22 protein-coding genes are annotated in these 22,413 nt (G+C 69.8%); 12 read left to right on the top strand and 10 right to left on the bottom strand.

All coding sequences use genetic code 11. The features are described from left to right. Position 1: 1 nt before the first annotated feature. Positions 2 to 1,183 carry a hypothetical protein gene (locus R8F63_12900; GenBank protein ID MDW3219502.1) on the bottom strand — a complete coding sequence of 394 codons (1,182 nt, stop codon included), beginning with the start codon at positions 1,181 to 1,183 and terminating at the stop codon, positions 2 to 4. Next, positions 1,180 to 1,662, bottom strand: a complete 483-nt coding sequence (locus R8F63_12895; protein ID MDW3219501.1) for a zinc ribbon domain-containing protein — start codon at positions 1,660 to 1,662, stop codon at positions 1,180 to 1,182. The genes R8F63_12900 and R8F63_12895 overlap by 4 nt, the downstream gene beginning before the upstream one ends. A gap of 20 nt (positions 1,663 to 1,682) precedes the next feature. On the opposite strand from R8F63_12895, the gene R8F63_12890 reads away from it, so the two are divergent. The 6 genes from R8F63_12890 to hisC are packed head-to-tail and all read left to right on the top strand — an operon-like array spanning position 1,683 to position 9,897. Continuing rightward, positions 1,683 to 2,807, top strand: coding sequence for a DUF1214 domain-containing protein (locus tag R8F63_12890; protein MDW3219500.1), 1,125 nt, complete (start codon positions 1,683 to 1,685; stop codon positions 2,805 to 2,807). Beyond that, the gene (locus tag R8F63_12885) at positions 2,804 to 4,351 is read left to right on the top strand and encodes an AMP-binding protein (GenBank protein ID MDW3219499.1); all 1,548 of its coding nucleotides are present in this window, start codon (positions 2,804 to 2,806) and stop codon (positions 4,349 to 4,351) included. The genes R8F63_12890 and R8F63_12885 overlap by 4 nt, the downstream gene beginning before the upstream one ends. Continuing rightward, positions 4,348 to 5,166: a phytanoyl-CoA dioxygenase family protein gene (locus R8F63_12880; protein ID MDW3219498.1), complete on the top strand. Its 819-nt coding sequence runs from the start codon at positions 4,348 to 4,350 to the stop codon at positions 5,164 to 5,166. The genes R8F63_12885 and R8F63_12880 overlap by 4 nt, the downstream gene beginning before the upstream one ends. Before the next feature lie 20 nt (positions 5,167 to 5,186). Next, a complete protein-coding gene (locus tag R8F63_12875) occupies positions 5,187 to 6,557 on the top strand; it encodes a hypothetical protein (protein MDW3219497.1) in 1,371 nt (456 codons plus the stop codon). Next, positions 6,554 to 8,818 (top strand): arylsulfatase, encoded by a 2,265-nt coding sequence (locus R8F63_12870; protein MDW3219496.1) that lies wholly within the window; start codon positions 6,554 to 6,556, stop codon positions 8,816 to 8,818. The genes R8F63_12875 and R8F63_12870 overlap by 4 nt, the downstream gene beginning before the upstream one ends. Beyond that, complete coding sequence (hisC, locus tag R8F63_12865) at positions 8,815 to 9,897, top strand: histidinol-phosphate transaminase (protein ID MDW3219495.1); 1,083 nt, start codon at positions 8,815 to 8,817, stop codon at positions 9,895 to 9,897. The genes R8F63_12870 and hisC overlap by 4 nt, the downstream gene beginning before the upstream one ends. On the opposite strand, the gene R8F63_12860 is transcribed toward hisC, so the two are convergent. Genes R8F63_12860 through ilvD form a run of 7 tightly spaced genes read right to left on the bottom strand, consistent with a single transcriptional unit; the run spans position 9,884 to position 15,752 of the window. Next, positions 9,884 to 10,216 (bottom strand): hypothetical protein, encoded by a 333-nt coding sequence (locus R8F63_12860; protein MDW3219494.1) that lies wholly within the window; start codon positions 10,214 to 10,216, stop codon positions 9,884 to 9,886. The genes hisC and R8F63_12860 overlap by 14 nt on opposite strands. Before the next feature lie 18 nt (positions 10,217 to 10,234). Beyond that, positions 10,235 to 10,945 (bottom strand): hypothetical protein, encoded by a 711-nt coding sequence (locus R8F63_12855; GenBank protein MDW3219493.1) that lies wholly within the window; start codon positions 10,943 to 10,945, stop codon positions 10,235 to 10,237. 15 nt (positions 10,946 to 10,960) lie between these two features. After that, positions 10,961 to 11,779: a fumarylacetoacetate hydrolase family protein gene (locus R8F63_12850; GenBank protein ID MDW3219492.1), complete on the bottom strand. Its 819-nt coding sequence runs from the start codon at positions 11,777 to 11,779 to the stop codon at positions 10,961 to 10,963. A 26-nt stretch (positions 11,780 to 11,805) separates the two neighbouring features. Next, the gene (locus tag R8F63_12845) at positions 11,806 to 12,111 is read right to left on the bottom strand and encodes a hypothetical protein (GenBank protein MDW3219491.1); all 306 of its coding nucleotides are present in this window, start codon (positions 12,109 to 12,111) and stop codon (positions 11,806 to 11,808) included. Beyond that, complete coding sequence (locus R8F63_12840) at positions 12,108 to 13,340, bottom strand: MFS transporter (GenBank protein ID MDW3219490.1); 1,233 nt, start codon at positions 13,338 to 13,340, stop codon at positions 12,108 to 12,110. The genes R8F63_12845 and R8F63_12840 overlap by 4 nt, the downstream gene beginning before the upstream one ends. Before the next feature lie 8 nt (positions 13,341 to 13,348). Beyond that, positions 13,349 to 13,894 (bottom strand): helix-turn-helix domain-containing protein, encoded by a 546-nt coding sequence (locus tag R8F63_12835; GenBank protein ID MDW3219489.1) that lies wholly within the window; start codon positions 13,892 to 13,894, stop codon positions 13,349 to 13,351. A 1-nt stretch (position 13,895) separates the two neighbouring features. After that, positions 13,896 to 15,752, bottom strand: coding sequence for a dihydroxy-acid dehydratase (gene ilvD, locus R8F63_12830; protein MDW3219488.1), 1,857 nt, complete (start codon positions 15,750 to 15,752; stop codon positions 13,896 to 13,898). 73 nt (positions 15,753 to 15,825) lie between these two features. Between ilvD and R8F63_12825 the strand changes: the two genes are divergently transcribed. Genes R8F63_12825 through ligD form a run of 3 tightly spaced genes read left to right on the top strand, consistent with a single transcriptional unit; the run spans position 15,826 to position 18,484 of the window. Further along, a complete protein-coding gene (locus R8F63_12825) occupies positions 15,826 to 16,296 on the top strand; it encodes a hypothetical protein (GenBank protein ID MDW3219487.1) in 471 nt (156 codons plus the stop codon). 43 nt (positions 16,297 to 16,339) lie between these two features. After that, positions 16,340 to 17,449: a hypothetical protein gene (locus tag R8F63_12820; GenBank protein MDW3219486.1), complete on the top strand. Its 1,110-nt coding sequence runs from the start codon at positions 16,340 to 16,342 to the stop codon at positions 17,447 to 17,449. A gap of 9 nt (positions 17,450 to 17,458) precedes the next feature. Beyond that, positions 17,459 to 18,484 carry a non-homologous end-joining DNA ligase gene (ligD, locus tag R8F63_12815; GenBank protein MDW3219485.1) on the top strand — a complete coding sequence of 342 codons (1,026 nt, stop codon included), beginning with the start codon at positions 17,459 to 17,461 and terminating at the stop codon, positions 18,482 to 18,484. A gap of 71 nt (positions 18,485 to 18,555) precedes the next feature. Here the strand turns inward: ligD and R8F63_12810 are convergent, their stop codons facing one another. Further along, the gene (locus R8F63_12810; protein ID MDW3219484.1) at positions 18,556 to 19,491 is read right to left on the bottom strand and encodes an ROK family protein; all 936 of its coding nucleotides are present in this window, start codon (positions 19,489 to 19,491) and stop codon (positions 18,556 to 18,558) included. A gap of 64 nt (positions 19,492 to 19,555) precedes the next feature. Between R8F63_12810 and R8F63_12805 the strand changes: the two genes are divergently transcribed. Genes R8F63_12805 through R8F63_12795 form a run of 3 tightly spaced genes read left to right on the top strand, consistent with a single transcriptional unit; the run spans position 19,556 to position 22,386 of the window. Beyond that, entirely contained in the window at positions 19,556 to 20,044 is a 489-nt protein-coding gene (locus tag R8F63_12805; GenBank protein MDW3219483.1) for a MarR family transcriptional regulator, read from the top strand. 7 nt (positions 20,045 to 20,051) lie between these two features. Further along, entirely contained in the window at positions 20,052 to 20,828 is a 777-nt protein-coding gene (locus R8F63_12800; protein MDW3219482.1) for a TauD/TfdA family dioxygenase, read from the top strand. Between the two features lie 10 nt (positions 20,829 to 20,838). Beyond that, positions 20,839 to 22,386, top strand: a complete 1,548-nt coding sequence (locus R8F63_12795) for a hypothetical protein (GenBank protein MDW3219481.1) — start codon at positions 20,839 to 20,841, stop codon at positions 22,384 to 22,386. Positions 22,387 to 22,413 lie beyond the last annotated feature (27 nt).

Below are 22,413 nucleotides of genomic sequence, written 5' to 3'. Positions count from 1 at the left end.
GTCACCCCCGTCGCAGGATCGCGCCCTGCGGGTTGAAGAAGAATCCGCCGGGGGTGACCAGTGCGCTCTGCACGTCGGCGACCTGACGGTCGCCGGCCGTCCCCCGGAGCTGGTGCACAGCTTCGCGGATGTGGCCGGTGCCGCGCGTGGCGCCCTCCGAGAGCGACCCGCCGTGGGTGTTGACGAGCACCCGACCGTTGATCTCGATGCGCTGGGCGTCGTCGTTCCAGTGCTCGCGCAGGAAGTCCTCAGCGCCGCCGGGCGGGCAGAAGCCGACGTTCTCGAACCACGCGAGGGTGATGATCGTGAAGCCCTCGTAGGGGTAGAAGAGGTCGACGTCGTCGATCCAGATGTCGCTCGTGCGCCGGAGCTGGTCGACGACGACGTGCTGGCCGGTGCGCTCGAGCCCGACCAGCTGGTCCTCGTCGTTCTTGCCGACGATGCCGGTCGTGGCCGCATGGATCACCACGGGCTCGCGCCCCTGCGCCGCGGCGATCGCTCGGCCCCGCTCGGCGGTCGTGAGCACGAACGCGTCGGCCCCGTCCACGGGCAGGTCCATGTCGTAGATGTTGAGTGGGTCGCGGATCATGCGGCCGGCGTCGTACATCCCGAAGCTCAGCGGCTCGGTCATCGCGGCGAGTGGATTGGCCGCCGCGTTGGTGCGGGAGTTGATCGCGATCCGGGCGAAGGGGTCCTTCGTCGCGCCGTACTCGTGGATGTAGCGGCTGGCCCACGCGGCGTAGGCCGCGGCCTTGGTGGCGTCCTCGGGGATGGGCAGGATGCTCGACCGGGTGCCGGCCCGCCACGGATCGGCCGCGGCGCGCCGGGAGTTCCACGGGCCCATCACCACGGGCGTGACGACCAGGACGTTGTCGGCGGCCCCCGAGAAGACGGCGCGGGCCGCGTCGAGCAACGAGAACATCGCGACGGGCGACGGCTTGGTGTGGTGCGTCGCCTCGGTGATGCCGAGGGCCGCGGCGATCTCCTCGGGACCCTTGGCGGCCGGCTCGGACGTGGCGACGACGCCGTCGATGTCGGCCGCGGTCAGCCCGGCGTCGGTGATCGCCTCGGTCGCCGCCCGCAGTGCCATCGCGAGCGGCGACTCGTCGCCGTCGCGGGTGAAGCCGGTCGACCCGAGGCCGACGATCGCCACCTGGTCCTTCATTGGATCCCGGTTCGTCATCGGTCCTCCTGCAGGCCGAAGACGGGCGTCGGCGTGCCGTCACGGTCGACCCACTGGAGGGTGACCGGGGTGCCGATCTCGAGCCGATCGGCCGGGAAGTCGGCTGTGACGGTGGACGTGAAGCGAAGGGCCGGCTGCTCCGCGAGTTCCACGGTGACGACCGGGTGACCGTCGGCGTAGTCGACGCCGGCGGCGGGCGGGCCCTGGTGCAGCGTCATGAGCAGGTGGATCCGGCCCCGCCCGCTGACCTCGGTGGGGGTGATGTTCCACGACCAGCACGCCGGGCACATGGGCCGGGGCGGATGGTGCCAATGGCCGCAGTCGTCGCAGCGGTGGACGAGCAGGCGGCGTTCGAGGCGCCCGCGGAAGTGCGCGGCACTGTCCCGGTCGATCCCGTGGCCGCCGAACGCGGCAATCAGAGCTGTGTCGTCCAGAGCTGTGTCGTCCAGAGCTGTGTCGTCTTCGAAACCTGCGGGCACCGCGTGACAGTATTCCGCCCATGCCGGACAACCACATTCCCCAATCGTTGACCCAGCTCGACGATCTCATCGCCGCGCTGTCGGAGATCCGCGACGGCTACGTCCTCGACGCGAAACGCTGGTCACAACCCGTCGAGCAGGTCGAGGCGGTGCGCTATGTCGGCCAGATGCTCTCCGCGATGTCCGAGATGTACTGGGAGGCACGGCCGTCCCACCCGCGCTTCGTGTCGATCGTGGACCCGGGCCGCAAGCTCCAGGGCGACAACCCGGATGCGATCTATCACTACGCCCGCATCGACGGTTCCGGTGCCTACCGCGTGACCGGCCGCATGGACCAGGAGTGCTACACGTCCTTCACCCTGCACGCCCCGGCCGACGACGGGGGAATGGCCGGCCCGCTGCGGGGCGATGTGAACGACCGGGCGCTCACCGTGGACGCCGACGGGCGCTACTCGCTCACGATCAGCGCGGACGAAGCCGATGCCGAGGGCGGCGACTGGATCGAGCTGCCGCCGGACACCATCAACGTGATCGTGCGGAGCTACTACCAGAACGAGGTGTCGGCCCAGACCGACAGCTCGATCGCCGTCGACATCGACATCACGCGTCTCGATGCAACCGAGGCGCCACCGTCGCTCGCGGACGACTTCCTCGCCGGTCGGATGGCGGAAGGCATCGCCTTCCTCCGCCAGGTCACGACCGGGCAGGGTGGATTCGGCGGTTCGAGCGGTGTGCCCTTCGTGTCCGACGAGGCGAACGTGTGTCCCAAGCCGTTCAGCTTCCGGGACTCGGGGATGCCGGTGCCGGGCGCGGCCGACATCCACTACGCCATGTGCCGCTGGGAGCTCGAGCCGGACCAGGCGCTCGTGATGCGGGGCACGCTTCCGCCCGGGCCGTTCGTCAACGTGATGCTGTGGAACGCCCACATGCAGACGCTCGAATACCGCGGTCGCCAGTCGTCGCTCAACGGTGCCCAGATCCATCGGGAGGACGACGGCACGTTCGAGATCTGGGTCAGTGCGAAGGACCCCGGCCACCCGAACTGGCTCGACACCGATTCGCACCAGCGGGGTTCGGTCTTCTGGCGGTTCCTGCTGCCCGACGAGGATCCGGAGCAACCGACGAGCGAGGTCGTCTCCCTGTGAGTCCGGTCGGCGGCGATCTGCCGGACACCCTCTGGGCGCTCGTCGAACACGGTGCCGCGACCTGGCCGGATGCACCGATGCTCATCTCACGGCAGGGCGACGGCGCGACGTTCGCCGAGTACGAGGACCGTGCCGAACGGATGGCGGCCGGGCTCCGCTCCCACGGCGTGGGTGCGGGCGACGTGGTCTCGTGGATCTTGCCGACCTGGGTGGACACCGTCGTCCTGGCGTCCGCCCTGGCCCGGCTCGGCGCCGTGCAGAACCCGATCATCGCCATCTATCGCGACCGCGAGGTGGGGTTCTGCTGCGGGCAGGCGGGCTCGTCGCTGCTCATCACCCCCGGCGAGTTCGGCGGCTACGACTTCGCGGCGATGGGGGAGCGGGTCGCGGGCGGGATCGACGGCCTCGACCATCTCGTCGTCGGACCCGGCCAGTTCCCCGACGGCGACCCGGCGACGCTCGAACCGCCGGTCCACCCCGGCCCGACGGACGTGCGCTGGCTGACCTACACGTCGGGCACCACGGCCGACCCCAAGGGGGCCCGCCACACGGACCAGACCGTCGGTGCGGTTCCGGTGGCTCTCGCCGAGCGCCTCGACGTGCAGGCCGGCGACCGCTACTCGCTCACGTTCCCCTTCCCCCACATCGGGGGCATCGCCCTGCTCTACATGGCGCTCCAGTCGGGCTGCACCCACCTGATGGACGAAACCGTCGATCCGGTGGAGACGGTGCGCTTCCTGTCGGAGAACGACTGCACCCACGCCGGCACCGGCACGCCCTTCTACCTGATGTACCTCGCCGCCCAGGCTGCGCTTCCCGAGGGGCAGCGTCTGTTCCCGAGCCTGAAGGTGTGCCCCGGCGGCGGCGCGCCGATCTCGCCGGCGATCCACCACCGGCTGGTGCGCGAGCTCGGTGGTGTGGGCGTCGCCTCCGGCTGGGGACTCACGGAGACGCCGGTGCTCACCAACGGCGACGTCCGTGATCCGGACGACAAGCTCGCGACGACCGAGGGCCGTGCCATGCCCGGCGTGGACCTCATCACCGTGGCCGAGGACGGGAGCGTCTGCCCGCCCGGCGTCGAGGGTGAGCTGCGGGCCAAGGGACCGCAGGTGATGCTCGGCTATGTCGACGCCTCGCTCGACGCCGACGCGTTCGACGCCGACGGCTACTACCGCACCGGCGACCTTGGGATCATCGACGAGGAGGGCTATGTGGTGATCACGGGCCGGCTCAAGGACGTGATCATCCGCAACGGCGAGAACATCTCGGCGAAGGAGGTGGAGGATCTCCTCTTCGCCCACGACGGCGTGGCCGATGTCGCGGTGGTCGGGGTGCCCGACGACCGCACGGGCGAACGGGTCTGCGCCGTCGTGGTCGCCGCCGACGCCGGGGCCGAGCTCACCGTCGAGCGCCTCGGCGAGTATCTGCGCGACGCGGGGCTGCGGACCCAGGCGCTCCCCGAACGCGTGGAGGTCGCCGAGGCGCTGCCCCGCAACCCCGCAGGCAAGGTCTTGAAGCGCGAACTCCAGGAACGGTTCGGATGACCGCGCCGTCCGGCCTCACCGACGAGCAGCGGCGGAGCTGGGAGGACGACGGCTACGTGGTGTTGACCGACTGGGCTCCCGCCGCGGTCCGCCAGGCGATGATCGACCGGATCGTCGAGCTCGCCCGCACGCTCGACGCCGGCGACGAACGTCCGGACCTCCTGGTCAGCCCCGAGACCCTGCTGGCCGACGAGCCGACGCCGGAGGGGCGACTCTCGAAGATCTTCCGGGTGATGCGCTCCGAGGATGTCTTCCGGGAGTTCGCCACCGACCCGCAGCTGCTCGCCGTGCTGGCCGACCTGCTCGGCCCGGACATCGACTGTTTCCTCTCGCAGTTCATCTTCAAGCACCCGGGGGCGCTCGGGCAGCCGTGGCACCAGGACGAGTGGTACTTCCGGATGGACCCACCGACCCAGGTCGGGGTGTGGCTCGCCTGCACCGACGCGACGCCCGACAACGGGCCGCTCTGGGTGGTGCCCGGTTCGCACCGCGAGGGCGTCCACGAGGAGGTCGTCAACGATCCCCGTGAGGGCGCGAACCTGGGCTATGTCGAGATCCAGGGCGCCGACACGTCGACCGAGCAGCAGATGCTGATGACCGCGGGCGACGTCCTCATCTTCGACAGCCACCTGCGTCATCGGTCGACCGACAATGTGAGCGAGGGCATGCGGGCGGCGATGGTGTACCACTACTCGCCGGCCGACACGACGATCGCCCACGAGCTGACGTTCAACCAGGATTGGGTCCCCGTGCTGCGTGACGGTGTGCCGGTTCCGGTCGATCCCACGCCCGTGCCGATCGACTGGGGCCCCTGACCCCGGTCTACGCTCGCGGGATGGCGGCTGATCGACGAGCGCTCGCGGACCCCCGGTTCCTGCTCGCGGTCGTGCTGCTGGCCGCCAACGATCACTGGTGGAAGGCGGCTCACGGAAACGAGTTCACCGGCAAGCTCAGCGACGTCGTGGGGCTGCTCGTCGTCGGCGTGATGCTGCGGGTGGCCGTGATCGATGTCCGGCGCGGCCGCATCTCGCTCCTTGCGCTCGCGGCCGCGTTCGCCGCGGTGAAGACGGTCCCGGCGATCACGGCGCTGGCCGTGGGGGCCGCGGATGCCGTCCTGCCGTGGTCGAACGCCGTCGTCACCGACCCGACGGACCTCCTTGCGCTCCCGGTCCTGTTCGTCGTGGCGCCCATCGTCGAGCGGCCGATCGTGTGGTGGACGTCGCGCACGGCCCGGGTGCTCGGGCTCCTCGCCGCGGCGAGCGCGGCGGTCGCCACCAGCTACCCGCCGACGGAAGGCGCGGATTTGTCGATCGAGTCCGGTCGGATCGTCGCGACGGACTTCGACTACGACCCGGACGCCGTCTACGCGGCCTCGGCCTGTCGACCGTCGTCGCCGGACGAATGCTTCCGTATCCGGGATCTCCGCATCGACGAGTCGAGCGACGGGGGAGTGACCTGGACCACCGTCTGGCGGGTGGACCACGAGGCCGCCGCGACCCTGCGGTCCGAGCACACGTCCGCCACCGACGCAGACGAGTTCGGTCCCCGCGACATCGTTGCGACGGACTCGCAGGTCATGGCGTCGTTCGACGGCCTGGACACCGTCGTCGAGCGGCAGGCCGACGGGACGTGGACGCCGACGCCCCGTGACTTCCGGGCGCTCCCGCGAGCGGCGATCGGGCTCTTGGCGGTCGTCGTGGTCCTCGTGGCCACTGCGTTCGCCGCGATCGCCGTGCGTATCCGTCGCGACCTCCGAGGCGGGCCGCTGCTCGGCGTGCTCACCCTCGGATCGCTGGTGCTGTCCCTCGTGATCCTGCTCGCGGCCATGCGTGCGCCGGTCGCCATCCTTCCGCTGGAGATCTTCCTCACCGTGCCCGTCTTCGCCCTGCTGATCATCTGCGGCCTCGCCCTGATGGAGCCGACCCGGCTGTGGCGAAGCCTCGTACCGAGCGCCCGCATCGCGCTCGGGACGGCCCTGCTGGCCGGGTTGGTCCTGCCCCCGATTCCCCTCCTGCGCTGGAGCGCGACGAACTCGCCCGGCTATCGCGCCGCGACGCTCCTGTCGATCACGATCGCCGGCGTGATCTCGCTGATCCCGTTGCTGATCGGCTTCGTGGGGACCCGACGGCCGACGCCCGACGACCCGAGCGCGGGCTCGGAGTCGCCTGGCGAGCCCGGTCCGATCGGTGGCAGATTGCCCGGGTGACGCACGAGATCGGCCTGACCCTCCCGCAGTCGCGAGCGGATCGGCCGCCGGATCCGTATCGGCGGGGTGCGCCGAACGTGATCCTGATGGTGCTGGACGACTGCGGGTTCGGGCAGCTCGGCTGTTTCGGCGGCCTGATCGACACGCCGAACATCGACCGGCTCGCCGCCGGTGGCCTGCGCTACACCAACTTCCACACCACCGCGGTGTGCTCGCCCACCCGAGCCTGCGCGCTCACCGGCCGGAACCACCACCGGGTCGGCATGGGCATGCTGCCGGACATCCCGCTGCCCTTCCCGGCCTACAACGGGGTCATCCCGCCCCAGGCCGCGACCCTGCCCGCGATCCTGCGGGAGGAGGGCTGGGTCACGTGGGCGATCGGCAAGTGGCACCTGAGTCCCCGCGATCATCGCGGGCCGGCCGGGCCGTTCCACACGTGGCCGACGGGCCAGGGGTTCGATCGCTACTACGGCTTCATCGGTGGCGAGGACAGCCAGTGGACGCCGGACATGGTCCGCGACCAGTCCTATGTCGAGCGGCCCCGCACGCCCGACGAGGGCTACCACTTCACCGAGGACATCGCCGACGAAGCGATCGGCAACATGCGGGAGCTGCGCCTGCACCAGCCCGACCGCCCGTTCATGATGTATTGGGCGACGGGGGCGCCCCACTCGCCCCATCAGGTACCGGCCGAGTGGATCGAGGCCTACGAAGGACGCTTCGACGACGGGTGGGACGTGCTCCGCGAGCGCACGCTGGCCCGCCAGAAAGAACTCGGCATCGTGCCCGCCGACGTCGAGCTGTCCGACCGGCCGCCCTGGGTCGACGCCTGGGACGACCTGCCCGCCGACGAGCAGCGGCTCTACGCCCGACTTCAGGAGGTGTTCGCCGCCTTCCTCACCCACACCGACGCCCAGATCGGCCGGATCATCGACGCGCTCGACGCCGCCGGTGAGTTCGACAACACGGTCGTCGTGCTGATGTCCGACAACGGCGCCTCGGGTGAGGGCGGCCCCCACGGGTCCGTCAACCACCTGAGTCAGCTCAACAACCATCGCGAGGATCTCGAGCAGCTCAAGGACGAGGTCGACCGGGCCGGCGGCCACCACGGCTACAACCACTACCCCTGGGGGTGGGCCCACGCCGGCAACACGCCGCTGCGGCGGTGGAAGCGCTACACGTTCGAAGGTGGGGTCCGCGATCCGTTGATCGTGCACTTCCCGAAGCGCATCACCGACGACGGGGGAGTGCGGTCGCAGTACTGCCACGCGATCGATCTGCTGCCGACGGTGCTCGACCTCCTGGAGGTCGACATGCCGACGAGCGTGCGTGGTCACGAGCAGATGAGCCTCGACGGCGTGTCGCTCGCGCCGACGATCGAGGATCCCGCGGCGGCCGATGTCCGCACGTCGCAGTACTACGAGTGCTGGGGGAGCCGGGCGATGTACGAGGACGGTTGGAAGGTCGTGACCGACCACGTCAACCAGCTCAATCCCTACGAGCGCGAGCGGATGGAGGGCAGCGACGACTTCGAGGCCGACCACTGGGCGCTCTTCCACACCGCCGAGGACTTCGTGGAGGCCCACGACCTCTCGGCGACGCATCCCGACAAGCGCGACGAGCTCGTGGCCCGCTGGTGGGAGGAGGCGGAGCGCAACCATGTGCTGCCCCTCGACGACGCGGTGCAGAACCGGTTCCCGTTCATGCACACGCCCTATCTCGGCTACCGCCGGCGCTACGAGCTGCGGGCCGGCGAACGGATCAGCGTCTACTCGGGGCCGCTGCTCGGTGGCGGCTTCACCGCGGCCGCCCGCCTGACCGCGCCGCTGGGCGAGAACACCGGCACGATCTGCGAGCAGGGCGACTGGATCGCCGGCTGGTCCTGGGTCGTGCTCGACGGATCACTGGTGTTCTTCGTGCACGCGCCCGAGCGCGGCGGGTTCCGCTTCGCGGTTCCGGCACCGAGCGGCGCCCGCGTGCTCGGGCTCGTCATCACCGAATCGCCCGAGGGCGGGCTGGTCGTCGCGATGTCCGGTGACGGTGAGGAGATCGGCCGCGGTCCGGTGGAAGCCGCGGTGCCGGGGATCATCACGACCAACGGCGAATGGCTCACGGCCGGTTACGCCACCGACTTCCCCGTGAGCGACGAGTACGGTCCTCCCTTCCGGCTCGACGTGCTGGACGAACTCGTGATCGACGCCGGTCCGCCCCGAATCCCCGAGTTCGACGAACTCATGAGCGAGATGATGAAGCACCAATGATCGGACGCCCCCGCCCCGCCGTCGACGCCCTGCCGGCCTACCGGCCCGGCAAGGACGCCGCCCAGGCCGAGGAGGAGCACGGGATCTCTGATGCGATCAAGCTCGCGTCGAACGAGAACCCGTGGCCGCCGGTGCCCGCGGTCGCCGCCGCGATCGAGGCGGCCGCGGCGGGCGTCAACCGCTACGCCGACCATCGGGCGACCGCGCTGCGTTCGGCGCTCGGCGGTTGGCTCGGTGTCGCCGACGACCGGGTGGCGGTCGGCTGCGGCTCGGTGGGCCTCCTCCAGCAGCTGTGCCTCACCTATGTCGACCCGGGCGACGAGGTGGTGTACCCGTGGCGGTCCTTCGAGGTGTACCCCGTCTACACGCAGCTCGTCGGGGGGACGGCGGTGACCGTGCCGCTCGTCGACCACGCGTTCGACCTCGATGCGGTCGCCGCGGCGGTCACCGATCGGACGAAACTGATCTTCCTGGCGTCGCCCAACAACCCGACCGGCACGGCACTGTCGAGCGAGCAGCTCAGCCGCTTCTGTTCACGCGTCGGCCACGGCACGATCGTCGTCATCGACGAGGCCTACCGCGAGTTCAACGACGAGGCGCTCGGCGACCCGGTGCGCGACGTCCTGCCCCATCACCCGCATGCCGTCGTGCTCCGGACGTTCTCGAAGGCGCACGGCCTCGCGGGTCTGCGCCTCGGCTACATGGTCGGTGATCCAGCGGTGGTCGAAGCGGTGGACAAGACGCTGTTCCCCTTCGCGGTGAACGCCATCGCCCAGGCCGCCGGCATCGCCGCGATCGAGGCGCAGGCCGACATCGCCGAACGGGTCGCCCTGCTGCGGTCGGAACGTGACCGGGTCGGCGAGGCGTTGGCCGCGGCCGGGCACGACTTCCCTCAGCCGAACGCGAACTTCGTCTGGTTGCCGTTCGGCGAGCGGACCGACGCGATCCATCTCGAGCTCGAGCGCCGTGGCGTGGTGACCCGCCCGTTCGCGGGCGAGGGCATCCGGGTCACGATCGGCACACCGGAGCAGAACGACCGCTTCCTCGCCACGCTCGACGAGGTGCTCACGACGAGCTGAGGTGATCCGGGATCGTGAGGCCCATTTCGGCCGCCAACGGTTCGAGGCCGCGGTCGACGGGGGCGCCGACGGCGTCGAGGGCGCGGTTCATCATCGAGAAGTTGCCGGCGACCAACGCGGCGCGGTCCGTTGCGGCCGCGCCGATCAAGGCCTCGAGGGTCGCTCGGGCCGGCTCGAGCTCGTCCTCGTCGCGGAGCACGACCGCGTCCACGAACGCCATGAGCGCGTCGCCGTGGGGCACACCGGTGTCACCGATGCCGGAGACGATCGGGCCGGGAGTGAGCTCGAGCTCGAAGGTGGCGATGCTCGCACGGAGCATCGAGGCGTGGCCGAGCAGTCAATAGAAGCATTCGTTGAGCGTCGACGTGCGGGCGGCGACGAGCTCGATCTGCGGGCGGGTGAGCCCGTCGCGTTCGAGCTGCATCTCGAACATCTCTTCCATCGTTGCGTAGAGCACGCCATGGCAATCGAACATCGCCTCGGCCTCGTCGGGCACCGCGGTGAGTGACGAGGGCGCGCTGGCGGGTCCGACGGTGGGCGACCAGCCGGTGGTGAGGGCTGCGTCGGCGGGCCGGATCCGGGACGGGGCGCCTGGTTGCGGCTCGGGGAGCCGGCGGGCCTTGATCCCGAGCCCGAAGGCGGCGGTGTCGAGCGCGATCAGCCGGCTCACGATGCCGACGGTCTCGACATAGGCGAACGAGTCGAGGCCGTCGAGTTCCCAGCGGGCGACGTCCGTGCCGCGGATCGTGGCCGGTGCCGCGGCGATGCGGGCGGTCGCTTCCTCGAGCGGTGGCGGCAGTACGCCGCTGGGCGCTTCGCCCGCCATCGCGAGGCGGGCGTCGATCGCGATGGCGATCCGCTCGCCGGCGGTCCACCAGGTGCCGGGGCTCGACAGCCGCTCCCACTCCCGGCCCATCAGTCGCTCGAACGCTTCGCGCACGTCCTCGGCCGCGACATCGGGCGCGGGCGTCGCCTCGTCCGCGCCGTCCGGCTCATCGATGGCCGCGAGGTCGGCGGGTTCACGCTTCTTGCGGCTGAAGAGTCCCATCACGTCATCCTCGCATCATCGGAAGCGGCAGACGTTCAGACACTCGCCGATGCCCTCGATGACCGTACGCAACTCGGTGCCCTCCGTCATGAACTCGGGGGGCGTGCGGGCCGCGCCGACGCCACCGGGGGTGCCGGTGGCGATCACGTCGCCGGGAGCCAGCGTGATGACACGACTCAGGTCCGCCACGATGTCGACGGCGTTGAAGACGAGCTCGCTCGTGGTGCTCTCCTGCTTCACGACGCCGTCGACCTCACAGCGGATGGCGAGCCCCGATCCGTCGCCGAGCTCGTCTCGGGTCACCAGCTCGGGCCCGAGCGGGGTCATGCCCTCCCAGGTCTTGCCGGCGAGGAACTGGGTGGTGCGGCGCTGGTAGTCCCGCACGGACACGTCATTGAGCACGCTGTAGCCAGCGATCGCCTCGAGGGCCTCGGTGGCCGTCGCGTCGCGGACCTCGGTGCCGATGACGACGGCGAGCTCCGCCTCCCAGTCGATGCTCGTGGACACGGCCGGGTCGGGAAGGGCGATGTCGTCCCGGGCGCCGATGAGCGCCCGCCGGTACTTCGCGAAATAGGTGGGCGCGGCGGGCGGCTCCCGGCCCATCTCCTCGATGTGATCGCGATAGTTCACGCCGACGCAGACGATCTTCTCGGGGTGGATGACGAGCGGTGCGCGGTCAGCCGTCGCCGCGGCCACTGTCGGTCCGGTCCCGGTGCCGTCGTCGCCGCTGCGCAGGAGCGCACCGACGTCGGCATGATCGAGCAGGACGAGTTCGTCGCCCTCGACGCGGGCCGCTCGGGTCGTGCCGTCGGTGCGGACGGTGGTGAAGCGCATCCGGGGACGTTACTCGCGGCCGCCGTTCACGGATTCACGAAGGCGACCGACCGGCGGAGCAGCTCGGTCCACCGCGTCTCGTCGTGTTCCTCGACGAGTACCCACTCACGGAAGACCTTCCCGGCCGGGGCGAACGACGCGCCGTCGCCGGCCGCGATCATCGCGTCCACCTCGTCGCGGGGAAGCTTGACCACGATGCCGTCTCCCTTGTGGTGGGGCATGCCGACGAACTCGCCGGCGCTGCGCACACAGGGGCCGCCCATGATCGTGCCCTCCTCGATCAGTCCCTCCGCGAGCAGTGGCGCGGTCGCGTCCCAGAACTCGTCGCTCATCGCGCCACGGTAGCCCGATCGGCCGGCTCCACGATCTCCTCGGAGCCGCCGCGGGCCCACAGCAGGAAGCCGAGCGCGACCAGCGAATAGACGAGGAAGCCGACGGCCATGGGTGTGACGCTGTCGTCGATCCGGCGATCGAACACCACGGCGAGAAGCGACGCTCCGGCCACGGTCAGCACGCCGTTGAGCGCGCTCGCGGTACCGGCCACGCGAGCCATCGGCGTCATTGCCATCGCGGTCATCGTCGGTGTCGACACCGTGCCGAGCGACGCGAAGACCGCGACGGCACCGAGCCAGAACCAGAACGGTGGTCGTCCGTCCGTGGCCACGGCGACGACCCCGAACGTCGACGCGGCGGCGATCATCCCGATCACCGAGACGAGGGCGACCGTGGGCGCACCATGACCGCGGATGAAGCGCCCGCTGTTCCACACGGTCAGGCCGATGCAGGTGGCGACCCCGGCGAAGATGAGGGCGAACCAGTCGCCGTAGCCGTAGATCTCGTCGACGATCGGTTGGCTCGATCCGAGGAAGATGAAGAAGGCACCGGAGGCGGCCGTGATGGCCAGTGAATGTCCGAAGGCGGCGCGGCTGCCGAAGTAGGTGCGGGCACCGGCGGCGATGCTGCGGAGGTCGAGCGGCCGGACGTTCGCCGGATCGAGCGTCTCGCCGAACCGGAACGTCCAGACCATGCCGCCGATCGCGAGGGGCACCGCCGCGGCGAAGACCCACCGCCAGTTGTCGCCGAGCAGGATCAGCTCGCCGACCGCCGGCGCGACGGCGGGGCCCATCAGGAAGATGGCCATCGCCATGGACGTGATCTGGGCGAGCTTGTCCCCGCTGTAGAGGTCGCGGGCGACGGAGTTGCGCAGCACGCTCGGGGCGGCGGCGCCGAGTCCCCAGATGACGCGGGCGACCAACAGCATCGTCATGCTCCCGGCAAGCGCCGCCCCGGCGGCGCCGACGCCATAGAGAAGCAGCCCGGCCAGCATCGCCTTCTGGCGACCGATCCGGTCGGACGACAGGCCCCAGATCAGCTGGCCGAACCCCATGCCGAGGAAGTAGGTCGTGACGACGAGCGAGACCTCGCCGGATCCGTCGCGGAGATCGAATTCCGCCCGGAGCTCGTCGAATGCGGGCAGCGACGCGTCGATGCCGAAGGCGAGGATGACCGCCATCGACGCGATGTACGCGACAACGGCGCGGTCGCTGCGCAGCTTCGTCATCGAGGCGCTCAGTTGCTCGCGAGACGGAGGGACAGCTCGCTCACCCGGGCGCGCAGGGCGTCGCGCTCCGCGCCGAACACCTCGAGCGTGTCGAGGATGTCCTCCTCGAAGGCACCCCACCCGAACTGGAGGGCGGTCGCGATGGCGACCTCGGCGAGCAGCTCGGGATCGTCTTTCGGTCGGCCCGTCACCTCGGCCTGACCCGCCACGATGCGGGTGATGAGGTGGCGGATCGGGCTCGCCGCGTCGTCGACCTCGAGCTTGGCGAACGTGCGATAGCTCGCGGCCTCGTCGGTGGTGTTGACGGGAAGCATGCCGCCGGCATCCCAACGCTCGCCCATGGCCTCGGTCGCTTCGGCCACGGCCTCGGCGAAGACGTTGTCCTTCGTGCCGAAGTAGTGGTGGATGAGTCCGTAGTTGACCCCGGCGTGTTGGGCGAGCTCGCGGCCGCTCACCTGACGCGGTGAGCGCATGCCCATGAGGCTTTTTGCTGCGTCGACGAGCGCTCGCCGAACGGCGTCGGGACCCCTCGTCGTCCGTTCGACCGCCGTCATGTCACCGTCGGATCTGGCTGACGTCGCGGACCGCGCCCTTGTCGGCGCTCGTGGTCATCGCCGCGTAGGCCCAGAGGGCCGAGCTCACATTGCGGGTGCGGGTTTCGGCCGGCCGCCAGGCGGCATCGCCCTTGGCCTCCATCGCGGCGCGCCGCGCCGCGAGTTCGTCGTCGCTGATGCGCAGGGCGATGGTGCGGTTCGGGATGTCGATGTCGATCATGTCGCCGTCCTCGATGAGGCCGATGGCGCCGCCCTCGGCGGCTTCCGGTGAGGCGTGGCCGATCGAGAGTCCGGACGTGCCACCCGAGAAGCGGCCGTCGGTGACGAGCGCACACTCCTTGCCGAGGTCGCGGCTCTTGATGTAGCTCGTCGGGTAGAGCATCTCCTGCATGCCGGGACCGCCCTTGGGGCCCTCGTAGCGGATGATCACGACGTCGCCCGCCTGGATCCGGGACTCGTCGAGGATGCCGTCGCACGCAGAGTCCTGGGACTCGAACACCCGGGCGGGGCCGGAGAACTCGAAGATCGACGGATCGACGCCGGCCGTCTTCACGATGCAGCCGTTCTCGGCGATGTTGCCGTAGAGCACGGCGAGCCCGCCGTCCTGGAAGTAGGCGTTCTCGACGGAGCGGATGCACCCGTTCTCGCGGTCGAGGTCGAGGGTGTCCCACCGGGTGCTCTGGCTGAACGCGGTCTGGGTCGGGATGCCCGCCGGTCCGGCCCGGAAGAACTCGACGACGTCGGGGGCCGGGTCGCGGGCGACGTCCCACTGGTCGAGTGCTGCCGCGAACGTCTCGCTGTGCACCGTCGGTCGTGATGTGTCGAGGAGACCGCCTCGGTCGAGCTCACCGAGGATGGCCATGATTCCGCCGGCTCGGTGCACGTCCTCGATGTGGTAGTCGTTCGTGGCCGGCGCGACCTTGCAGATGGCGGGTGTCGATCGACTCAGACGGTCGATGTCGGACATCGTGAAGTCGACCTCTGCTTCCCTCGCGGCGGCGAGGATGTGGAGCACCGTGTTGGTCGACCCGCCCATCGCGATGTCGAGGGTCATCGCGTTCTCGAAGGCGGCCTTCGTGCAGATCGAACGGGGCAGGACCGAGTCGTCGTCCTTCTCGTAGTGCCGCTTCGCGATGTCAACGATGCGACGACCGGCCTCGAGGAACAGCTGCTCGCGATCGCTGTGCGTTGCCACCACCGTGCCGTTGCCGGGAAGGGCGAGGCCCAGGGCCTCGGCGAGACAGTTCATGGAGTTCGCGGTGAACATGCCGGAGCACGAGCCGCAGGTCGGGCACGCAGAGCGCTCCATCTGGAGCACGTCCTCGTCACTGACCGATGCGTCGCCGGCCTTGATCATCGGGTCGATGAGGTCGAGCTTCACCTCGACGCCGGCGAGGCGCGTCTTGCCGGCTTCCATCGGGCCGCCGGTGACGAAGATCGTCGGGACGTTGAGGCGCATGGTGGCCATCAACATTCCCGGGGTGATCTTGTCGCAGTTCGAGATGCACACCAACGCGTCGGCGCAGTGGGCGTTCACCATGTACTCGACCGAATCGGCGATCAGGTCGCGGCTGGGCAGGCTGTAGAGCATCCCGTCGTGACCCATCGCGATGCCGTCGTCCACAGCGATCGTGTTGAACTCCTTCGCGATGCCGCCCGCGGCCTCGATCTCGCGGGCGACGAGCTGGCCCATGTCCTTCAGGTGCACGTGTCCGGGCACGAACTGGGTGAACGAGTTCGACACGGCGATGATCGGCTTCTCGAAGTCGTCGTCGGTCATGCCGGTGGCGCGCCAGAGGGCACGGGCGCCGGCCATGTTGCGTCCCTGGGTGGTGGTGCGGCTGCGGTACTCGGGCATGGGCGCCAGCCTACGGCTCGCTCGGCCAGGCGGCCCACCCATTGCCGCAGCGAGGCGGAACTATGCTGTGTCCATGATTCTCGCTGATGTCGGTGACACCGGATACAACGTCGTTCTCTTCCTGCACATTCTCACGATGTTCGTGGCGTTCTCGCCCGCCTTCGTGCATCCGTTCGTCGAGAACGACACCCAGGGCATGGGTGACGCGCGCCAACGGATCTTCACCGGGATCGCGTCGCGCGGCATGAAGATCTACGGCGCGGCGCTCATCGTCGGCGGCCTGCTCGGCTTCGGCTTGGCGGGGATGTCCGGCAAGGACGCGAACGGCGACCTGTTCATCTCGGTTTCCGACAGCTGGGTCTGGCCGGCCGTCGTGCTGTGGCTCGCCATGAACGGTGTGCTCCACGCCATGATCCTGAAGGGCGAGAAGAAGCTCGCCGCCGGCGACGACAGTGCGGTGAAGACCATCGCCCTCGGCGGTCAGCTCATCACCGTGATGTTCCTCATCACGCTCTATCTCATGGTCTTCAAGCCGGGCGCCTAGCTCGGTCGGTCAAACCCGGGGGGCGGCGCCGTAGCCTGCGGCGATGCAGGCGCCCCTTCGGCTACTTCGCGTTGCCCGGCTCGGGACCGCCCCCGGGTTGCTCGCCGCGACCGCGGTGTCCACCGCAGTGTTCGCGGCCACCCCGATCTCCCTGTCGTCGATCGCCGAACGGTTCGACGTGGGCGCGGGAACCGCCGGACTCTTCTCCGCCGCCCAGCTCGGCATGTTCGTGGTGGGGTCCTGGACGGCGGGGCGGTTCACGGCGCCATCGGGACGGGCGTTCCGCCTCGCCTTGCTGATCCTCGCGGCCGCCAACCTCGCCAGCGCCCTGTCGGACACCTTCGTCCTCTTCGTAGTGCTGCGCGGCTTCGCCGGTCTCGCCCTCGGCACGCTCACCTGGCTCGCCTGGTCGCAGGTCTTCGGTGACGACGAACGGCAGGGCGACATCGCCGTCGTCGGCCCCGTCGCCGGCGTGGTCGTGTCGCCGCTCTTCGGGTTCCTGCTGGAGGTGGGCGACGACCGCACGATCTTCGCCGTGCTCGCCGCGGCGTCGCTGGTGCCCTTGCTGTGGACGCCGACCTTCGACGGTGTCGGCGCGGCGGTCGACCGGGAGCGATCCAAGGCGGTACCGCAGGCCCTCGCCCTGGTCGTCGCGCTGACGTTGATGACGCTCGGTGGATCGGCGGTCTTCGTGTTCGGTGGCGTGATCCTCATCGACGAGGTGGGCGTGGGGGCGGGCACGCTGTCGCTCATCTACGCGGCCAACGCGCTCGCGTCGATTCCCTCGGCGCGCTGGCGCGGGCGCCGTCCGTTCGCCGGACTGTGGATCGTGCTGACGGGCCTCTGCGCCCTCGCGTTGGGATTCCTGACCGAACCGTGGATGGCCTGGCCGGTCCTGATTCTCTGGGGATTCGCGTTCTGGGCCGCGATCCCCGGGGTCTTCAGTCTGCTGGCGGCCCGGTCGGCGAATCCCGCGGACCGGGCGGGCGATGCGCAGGCGGCTATGGCGGCCGGGCGAGCGGCGGGCCCGCTCGTGGGTGGTGCTGTCGTCTCGGCCTGGTCGTTCGGTGGCCTCGGCGTGGTCGGTGCCGGCATCATGGCGGCCGGTGGTGTGATCGCGTTGACGGTCGAGCGGCTCCAGCCGACCGGGTAGCGTCCGGTCATGGCCGGCGACGAGCACGGTGCCCCGATCACTCTCGACATCGATGGGGTGGACGTCCGCGTCACCAGCCCGGAGAAGGTGTTCTTCCCCAAGCGGGGCGAGACGAAGCTCGACCTCGTGGAGTACTACCTCGCCGTGGCCGAGCCCTTCATGCGGGTGGTGGGCGGCCGGCCGCTGCTGCTGGAGCGCTACCCGGACGGCGCGAGGGGGAAGTCGTTCTTCCAGAAGCGGGTGCCGAAGGGCGCGCCCGACTGGCTGCGCACGACGGAGGTCAGCACGCCCAACGGCACCACGTCCAACGCCCTGATCGCCTACGACATGGCGCACATCGCCTGGGCCGTGAACATGGGGTGTCTGGGCTTCCACGTGTGGCCGTACCGGGCCGCGGACCCCGAGCACGCGGACGAACTCCGGATCGACCTCGACCCCCAGCCGGGCACCAATTTCGACGATGTGCGGGCCGCCGCCCTCGAGGTGAACGCCGTCCTCGAGGAGCTCGGCATCGTCGCCTGGCCGAAGACGTCGGGCTCCAAGGGCATCCACATCTACGTCCGCCTCGAGCCGCGCTGGGACAGCTATCAGGTCCGCTACGCGGCCGTCGCCCTCGCTCGCGTGATGCAGCGCCGGCGACCGGATCTCCTCACGTGTGAGTGGTGGAAGGAGGAACGGGGTGAGCGGATCTTCGTCGACTTCAATCAGAACGCGCCGCACAAGACCGTCTTCGGCACCTGGTCGGTGCGGCCGCGGGTCGGTGGTCAGGTGTCGATGCCGATCACGTGGGAGGAGGTCGACACCGTCGAGCCCGAGGAACTGACGCTCGCGACCGTGCCCGGCCTGCTGGCCGAGCGGGGCGACCCGTGGGCGGCGCTCGACGACGAGCTCCAGTCGCTCGAGCCGCTGCTCGAGTGGCACGAACGCGACTGGGCCGACGGTCTGCTCGACGCGCCATGGCCGCCCGTCTACCCGAAGCAGCCGAACGAACCCCCCCGCGTCAGCCCCAGCCGGGCCAAGAAGCCCGACGCCTGAGAAAGTACAGGGGGTCAGACCCCCATACTTTCTCGGAAGGTACAGGGGGTCAGACCCCCATACTTTCTCGGTCAGGCGGAGTCGAGGGCGAAGAGGGCGGCGCCGAGGGCGGCCGCGTCGTCGCCGAGCTCGGCCATGCGGATCTCGACCGGCGGGCGGTGGGCGGCGCCCAGAGTGACGTCGGGCATCCAGTCGGCGATGCCGTCGGCGAGGGGTTGGCCGATCCCGCTCAGTCCACCGCCGATGACGATGCGGGACGGATCGAGGATCATGACCAGGTTTGCGCATCCGATCGCGACCCAGCGGCAGAAGCCGACGAAGATCCGGCTCGCGTCGTCGTCGCCGGCGAGCATCGCCTCGGCCACGTGGAACCCGGTGATCGCGTCGACTGATCCGGCCAGGGTGACCCCCGCGTCGAACGAGCCGGCCGCTGCGGCCTCGCGACCCTGGCGGCCCAGCGCATTGCCGGACGCGTAGTGCTCCCACGGCCCGCGCTGGTCGGTGATGTGGGTGGGTCCGTCGACGTCGATCACCATGTGGCCGGCCTCGCCCGCGAAGCCGTGGGCGCCGGTGATCAGCGAGCCGCCGGCGACGAACCCGGTGCCGATGCCGGTGCCGAGCGCGACGTAGGCGAAGTCGTCCGCGTCGCGACCGGCGCCGACGGTCGCTTCGGCCCACGCGCCGGCGCTCGCGTCGTTGAGGAGCGTGACGGGTACGCCGAGTGCGGCGGCGAGTTCCGCACCGATCGGATAGCCCGTCGCGTTCGGCAAGTTCGGGCTGAAGTGGACGATGCCGGACGCGCTCGCCAGCCCGGCGACGCCGAGGCCGACCGCGGTCGCGGCGCCGCCCTGCTGCTGGAGATCCTCCGCGAGGCGCGTGAGTGTGCGGACGAGGTCCGCGCCGTCACCAGCGCTCGATGCCCGGCTGCGGGCGACGATCGCGCGACTTGCCGGGTCGACCAGTTGACCCCGGGCGTTCGTGCCTCCGACGTCGAATCCGAGGATCATGGCTGGTCATCTTAGTGGGGGAAGTGGCTTGACAGAAAGCTTTCTGCAAAGTTAAATCAAGGGCATGGCCGACCCGACCACGTTCGCTCTCCTGCTCGGCCGGCTCGGCCGGCTCAACGAGGCGATGGTCGCCGAGATCTGCGCCGACCACGACACGACGCCCGCCGAGGTGCGGGTGATGTCGCTGCTCATCCACCGGCCGGGGCGCTCGGCGAGCCCGTCCGACATCGCTCGGTTCGTCGTGCAGACGAGTGGAGGGCTGACGGCGACGCTTCGCCGACTCGAATCCGACGGGTTCGTCGAACGACGACCGGACCCGGCGGACGGCCGCGGCAAGCTCGTCGTTCTCACCGTTGCCGGCGTGGCCTTCCACGGCCGGGTGATCGATGCGATCACGACCGGTCTCGAACGCATCGTCCGCGACATCCCCCTCGCCGACGCGAGCGAGATCGTCCGATCGCTCGTCGTGGCCTTCGAAGCAGATACCGGTCTCCCATCGTCGGCCGATTTCCGGGCCGGCGTTGCCGTGCCCACCGAACCCGCCCCCGTCTGAGGTGACCGTGTCCACTCCAACGCTCCAACTCCGTCGACTCAGCGGCCATCTCGCCGCGGAGGTCGCCAACCCACTCGCAGAGGTGTTGGCCGACCCGGCGCTCCAGGACGCGATCCGCGCGGCCCTGCCGGAACACGGTGTGCTGGTCCTGCCCGCCGCAAGCCCGACCCCCGCCCAGCAGATCGCGCTGGCGGAGGTCTTCGGCGAGGCGCGACCCCCGCTCGGTCAGAACCCGCGTCATCCCGACAACGACCTGGTGTGTGTCTTCGACAGCGACGAGGGCTACCGAGCCGAGAAGTGGCACACCGACGAGACGTTCGTCGACGAGCCGTGCACCGGGGCGGTGCTCTCGATGCAGATCCTGCCGGAGGTAGGCGGCGACACGCTCTGGACGAGTACGGCGGCCGCGTATGACGCCCTGTCGAACGGCATGAAGGAGTTGTTGTCCAACCGGCGGGCACGCCACGAGATCAACGAGTCGCACTTCGCCGTGCATCCCGTCGTCCAGACCCATCCGGTCACCGGCCGGAAGCTCATCTACGTCAACGAGATCTTCACCCGCGGGATCGTCAACCTGCCGCCGGGAGAGAGCTCGGTGATCCTGCCGTTCCTGATCGACCATGTGCAGCAGCCCCAGTTCACCTTCCGCCACACCTGGGCGGAGGGCGACGTCGTCATCTGGGACAATCGCTCGACGCAGCACATCGCCCTGTCGGACTTCCAGGGGCGACGCGTCGTCCACCGGGTCGAGTTCCACGGCGAACCCTTCGCAGACGCGGTCTAGGCGCGCGGGAATGCAGAACGCTCCCCGGAACCCGTTTCTGGCCGACTCCTCGTACGCGATCGCCCACGGCCGCTGCGATCAGCAGGACAACGTGCCGTGGCGCGGGCCCGAAGGGCCCACCGAGGTGCTCGACGAGGCCACCGACCTCCAGTACGCCTGGCTCGGGCCCTGCCACTTCGGCCACCTGACGTCGTCGCCCTATCCGGACGGGCGGCGGGTGGTCTGGTCGAACGGTCGGGAGAACATCGCGAAGCTCGACTACGAGACGCTCGAGGTGCTCGCCGACCACGAGATCGTCGGTGGCGGAGGCCGCACGCCGGTTTCGGAGCTCGAGGGGTATCTGGCGGCCCTCGACGAGAAGGAGGACGGGGAGGCGATCGAACACGCCATCGAACTGTCGATGAGGTTCATGACCGGCCTCGACGGGGTCTACGCACTGCTCGATCGCGACAACACCCTGTTCCTCGGGCGCAAGGACCACGCCGTCGCCTATGTCGAGACCGACCCGACCGACCCCGCGAGCGAGATCGTCGAACGCGACCGCTGGCCCAAGCCGCCGGAGATCGAGGGCGCGTTCGTCGGCATGAACATGACGTTCGACGGCCGGCTCGTGATGTCCACCGACCACGGCTGGGTGGTGGTCCTGGCGCGGGACTTCTCCGAGTACCACGCCTTCCAGGTCGCCGGGGGCGCCGAGCACGCCGCGGCCTACAACCAGACGATGGAGCAGGCTGGTCGGGTCGGCTACGGCTGGATGCGGACGAGCATGTGCGTGGACGAGGACAACGGCATCTACGTGTCGTCCAATGATCACCACCACAAGCTGCGGTGGACCGGAACGGAGCTGACTGACGACCCGGCCAACGGCGGCTGGACGATCCCGTATCGCAATGGCGGGGGCACGGGATCCGGCACGACGCCGTCGCTGATGGGGTTCGGGCCCGACGAGGACGAGTTCGTGGTGTTCGGCGACGGCGACGAGGTCGTGAACATCACCATCGCCTGGCGCAACGACATTCCCGAGGACTGGGAACAGCTGCCCGACGCGCCGCACCGTCGGATCGCCGGGATCGGTCCCGCCACCATGGGCGACCCGACGATCGAGACGATCCAGACCGAGCAGTCGATCACCGTGTCGGGGTACGGCGCCATGACCGTGAACAACGAGCCGGCCTCGGTGCCGGACGGGTTCCCCGGCCAGGGGGTGCGGATGTTGTGCTTCATGCTCCCGCACAAGCCGGCGTACACCCCCCACGGTCTGCACAAGTACGCCTGGGACCCGCAGGCGCGGGAGTTCCGCGAGGCGTGGGTCAACCACGACGTCTCGTCGCCCAACTCCGTGCCCTTCGTGGCCGAGGAGAGCGGGCTCGTCTACACGTGTGGCGTGCGCGACGGGCGGTTCACGATCGAGGCGGTCGATTGGGAGACCGGCGCCGCGGCGTTCCACTACGTGCTCGGCGGATCGAAGTTCAACACCATCGGCGCCGGCGTCACCATCGACGACGACGGACGTCTCCTCTTCGGCACCATGTACGGCAAGACCCGCATCCTCCGCTGAGTTGAGACGCCGGGGTCAGAGTCCCGT

Source organism: Acidimicrobiales bacterium (genome assembly GCA_033344915.1).
Classification (GTDB): Bacteria; Actinomycetota; Acidimicrobiia; order Acidimicrobiales; family Aldehydirespiratoraceae; genus JAJRXC01.
The sequence above is the reverse complement of the archived record's forward strand: the minus strand, read 5'-3'. Positions and strand labels throughout refer to the sequence as shown.

Coding starts and splice junctions, on each gene's coding strand:
- R8F63_12900 (MDW3219502.1), bottom strand. CDS start 1,183: ATGACGAACCGGGATCCAATGAAGGACCAGGTGGCGATCGTCGGCCTC.
- R8F63_12890 (MDW3219500.1), top strand. CDS start 1,683: ATGCCGGACAACCACATTCCCCAATCGTTGACCCAGCTCGACGATCTC.
- R8F63_12880 (MDW3219498.1), top strand. CDS start 4,348: ATGACCGCGCCGTCCGGCCTCACCGACGAGCAGCGGCGGAGCTGGGAG.
- R8F63_12875 (MDW3219497.1), top strand. CDS start 5,187: ATGGCGGCTGATCGACGAGCGCTCGCGGACCCCCGGTTCCTGCTCGCG.
- hisC (MDW3219495.1), top strand. CDS start 8,815: ATGATCGGACGCCCCCGCCCCGCCGTCGACGCCCTGCCGGCCTACCGG.
- R8F63_12860 (MDW3219494.1), bottom strand. CDS start 10,216: ATGCTCCGTGCGAGCATCGCCACCTTCGAGCTCGAGCTCACTCCCGGC.
- R8F63_12855 (MDW3219493.1), bottom strand. CDS start 10,945: ATGGGACTCTTCAGCCGCAAGAAGCGTGAACCCGCCGACCTCGCGGCC.
- R8F63_12850 (MDW3219492.1), bottom strand. CDS start 11,779: ATGCGCTTCACCACCGTCCGCACCGACGGCACGACCCGAGCGGCCCGC.
- R8F63_12845 (MDW3219491.1), bottom strand. CDS start 12,111: ATGAGCGACGAGTTCTGGGACGCGACCGCGCCACTGCTCGCGGAGGGA.
- R8F63_12840 (MDW3219490.1), bottom strand. CDS start 13,340: ATGACGAAGCTGCGCAGCGACCGCGCCGTTGTCGCGTACATCGCGTCG.
- R8F63_12835 (MDW3219489.1), bottom strand. CDS start 13,894: ATGACGGCGGTCGAACGGACGACGAGGGGTCCCGACGCCGTTCGGCGA.
- ilvD (MDW3219488.1), bottom strand. CDS start 15,752: ATGCCCGAGTACCGCAGCCGCACCACCACCCAGGGACGCAACATGGCC.
- R8F63_12825 (MDW3219487.1), top strand. CDS start 15,826: ATGATTCTCGCTGATGTCGGTGACACCGGATACAACGTCGTTCTCTTC.
- R8F63_12820 (MDW3219486.1), top strand. CDS start 16,340: ATGCAGGCGCCCCTTCGGCTACTTCGCGTTGCCCGGCTCGGGACCGCC.
- ligD (MDW3219485.1), top strand. CDS start 17,459: ATGGCCGGCGACGAGCACGGTGCCCCGATCACTCTCGACATCGATGGG.
- R8F63_12810 (MDW3219484.1), bottom strand. CDS start 19,491: ATGATCCTCGGATTCGACGTCGGAGGCACGAACGCCCGGGGTCAACTG.
- R8F63_12805 (MDW3219483.1), top strand. CDS start 19,556: ATGGCCGACCCGACCACGTTCGCTCTCCTGCTCGGCCGGCTCGGCCGG.
- R8F63_12795 (MDW3219481.1), top strand. CDS start 20,839: ATGCAGAACGCTCCCCGGAACCCGTTTCTGGCCGACTCCTCGTACGCG.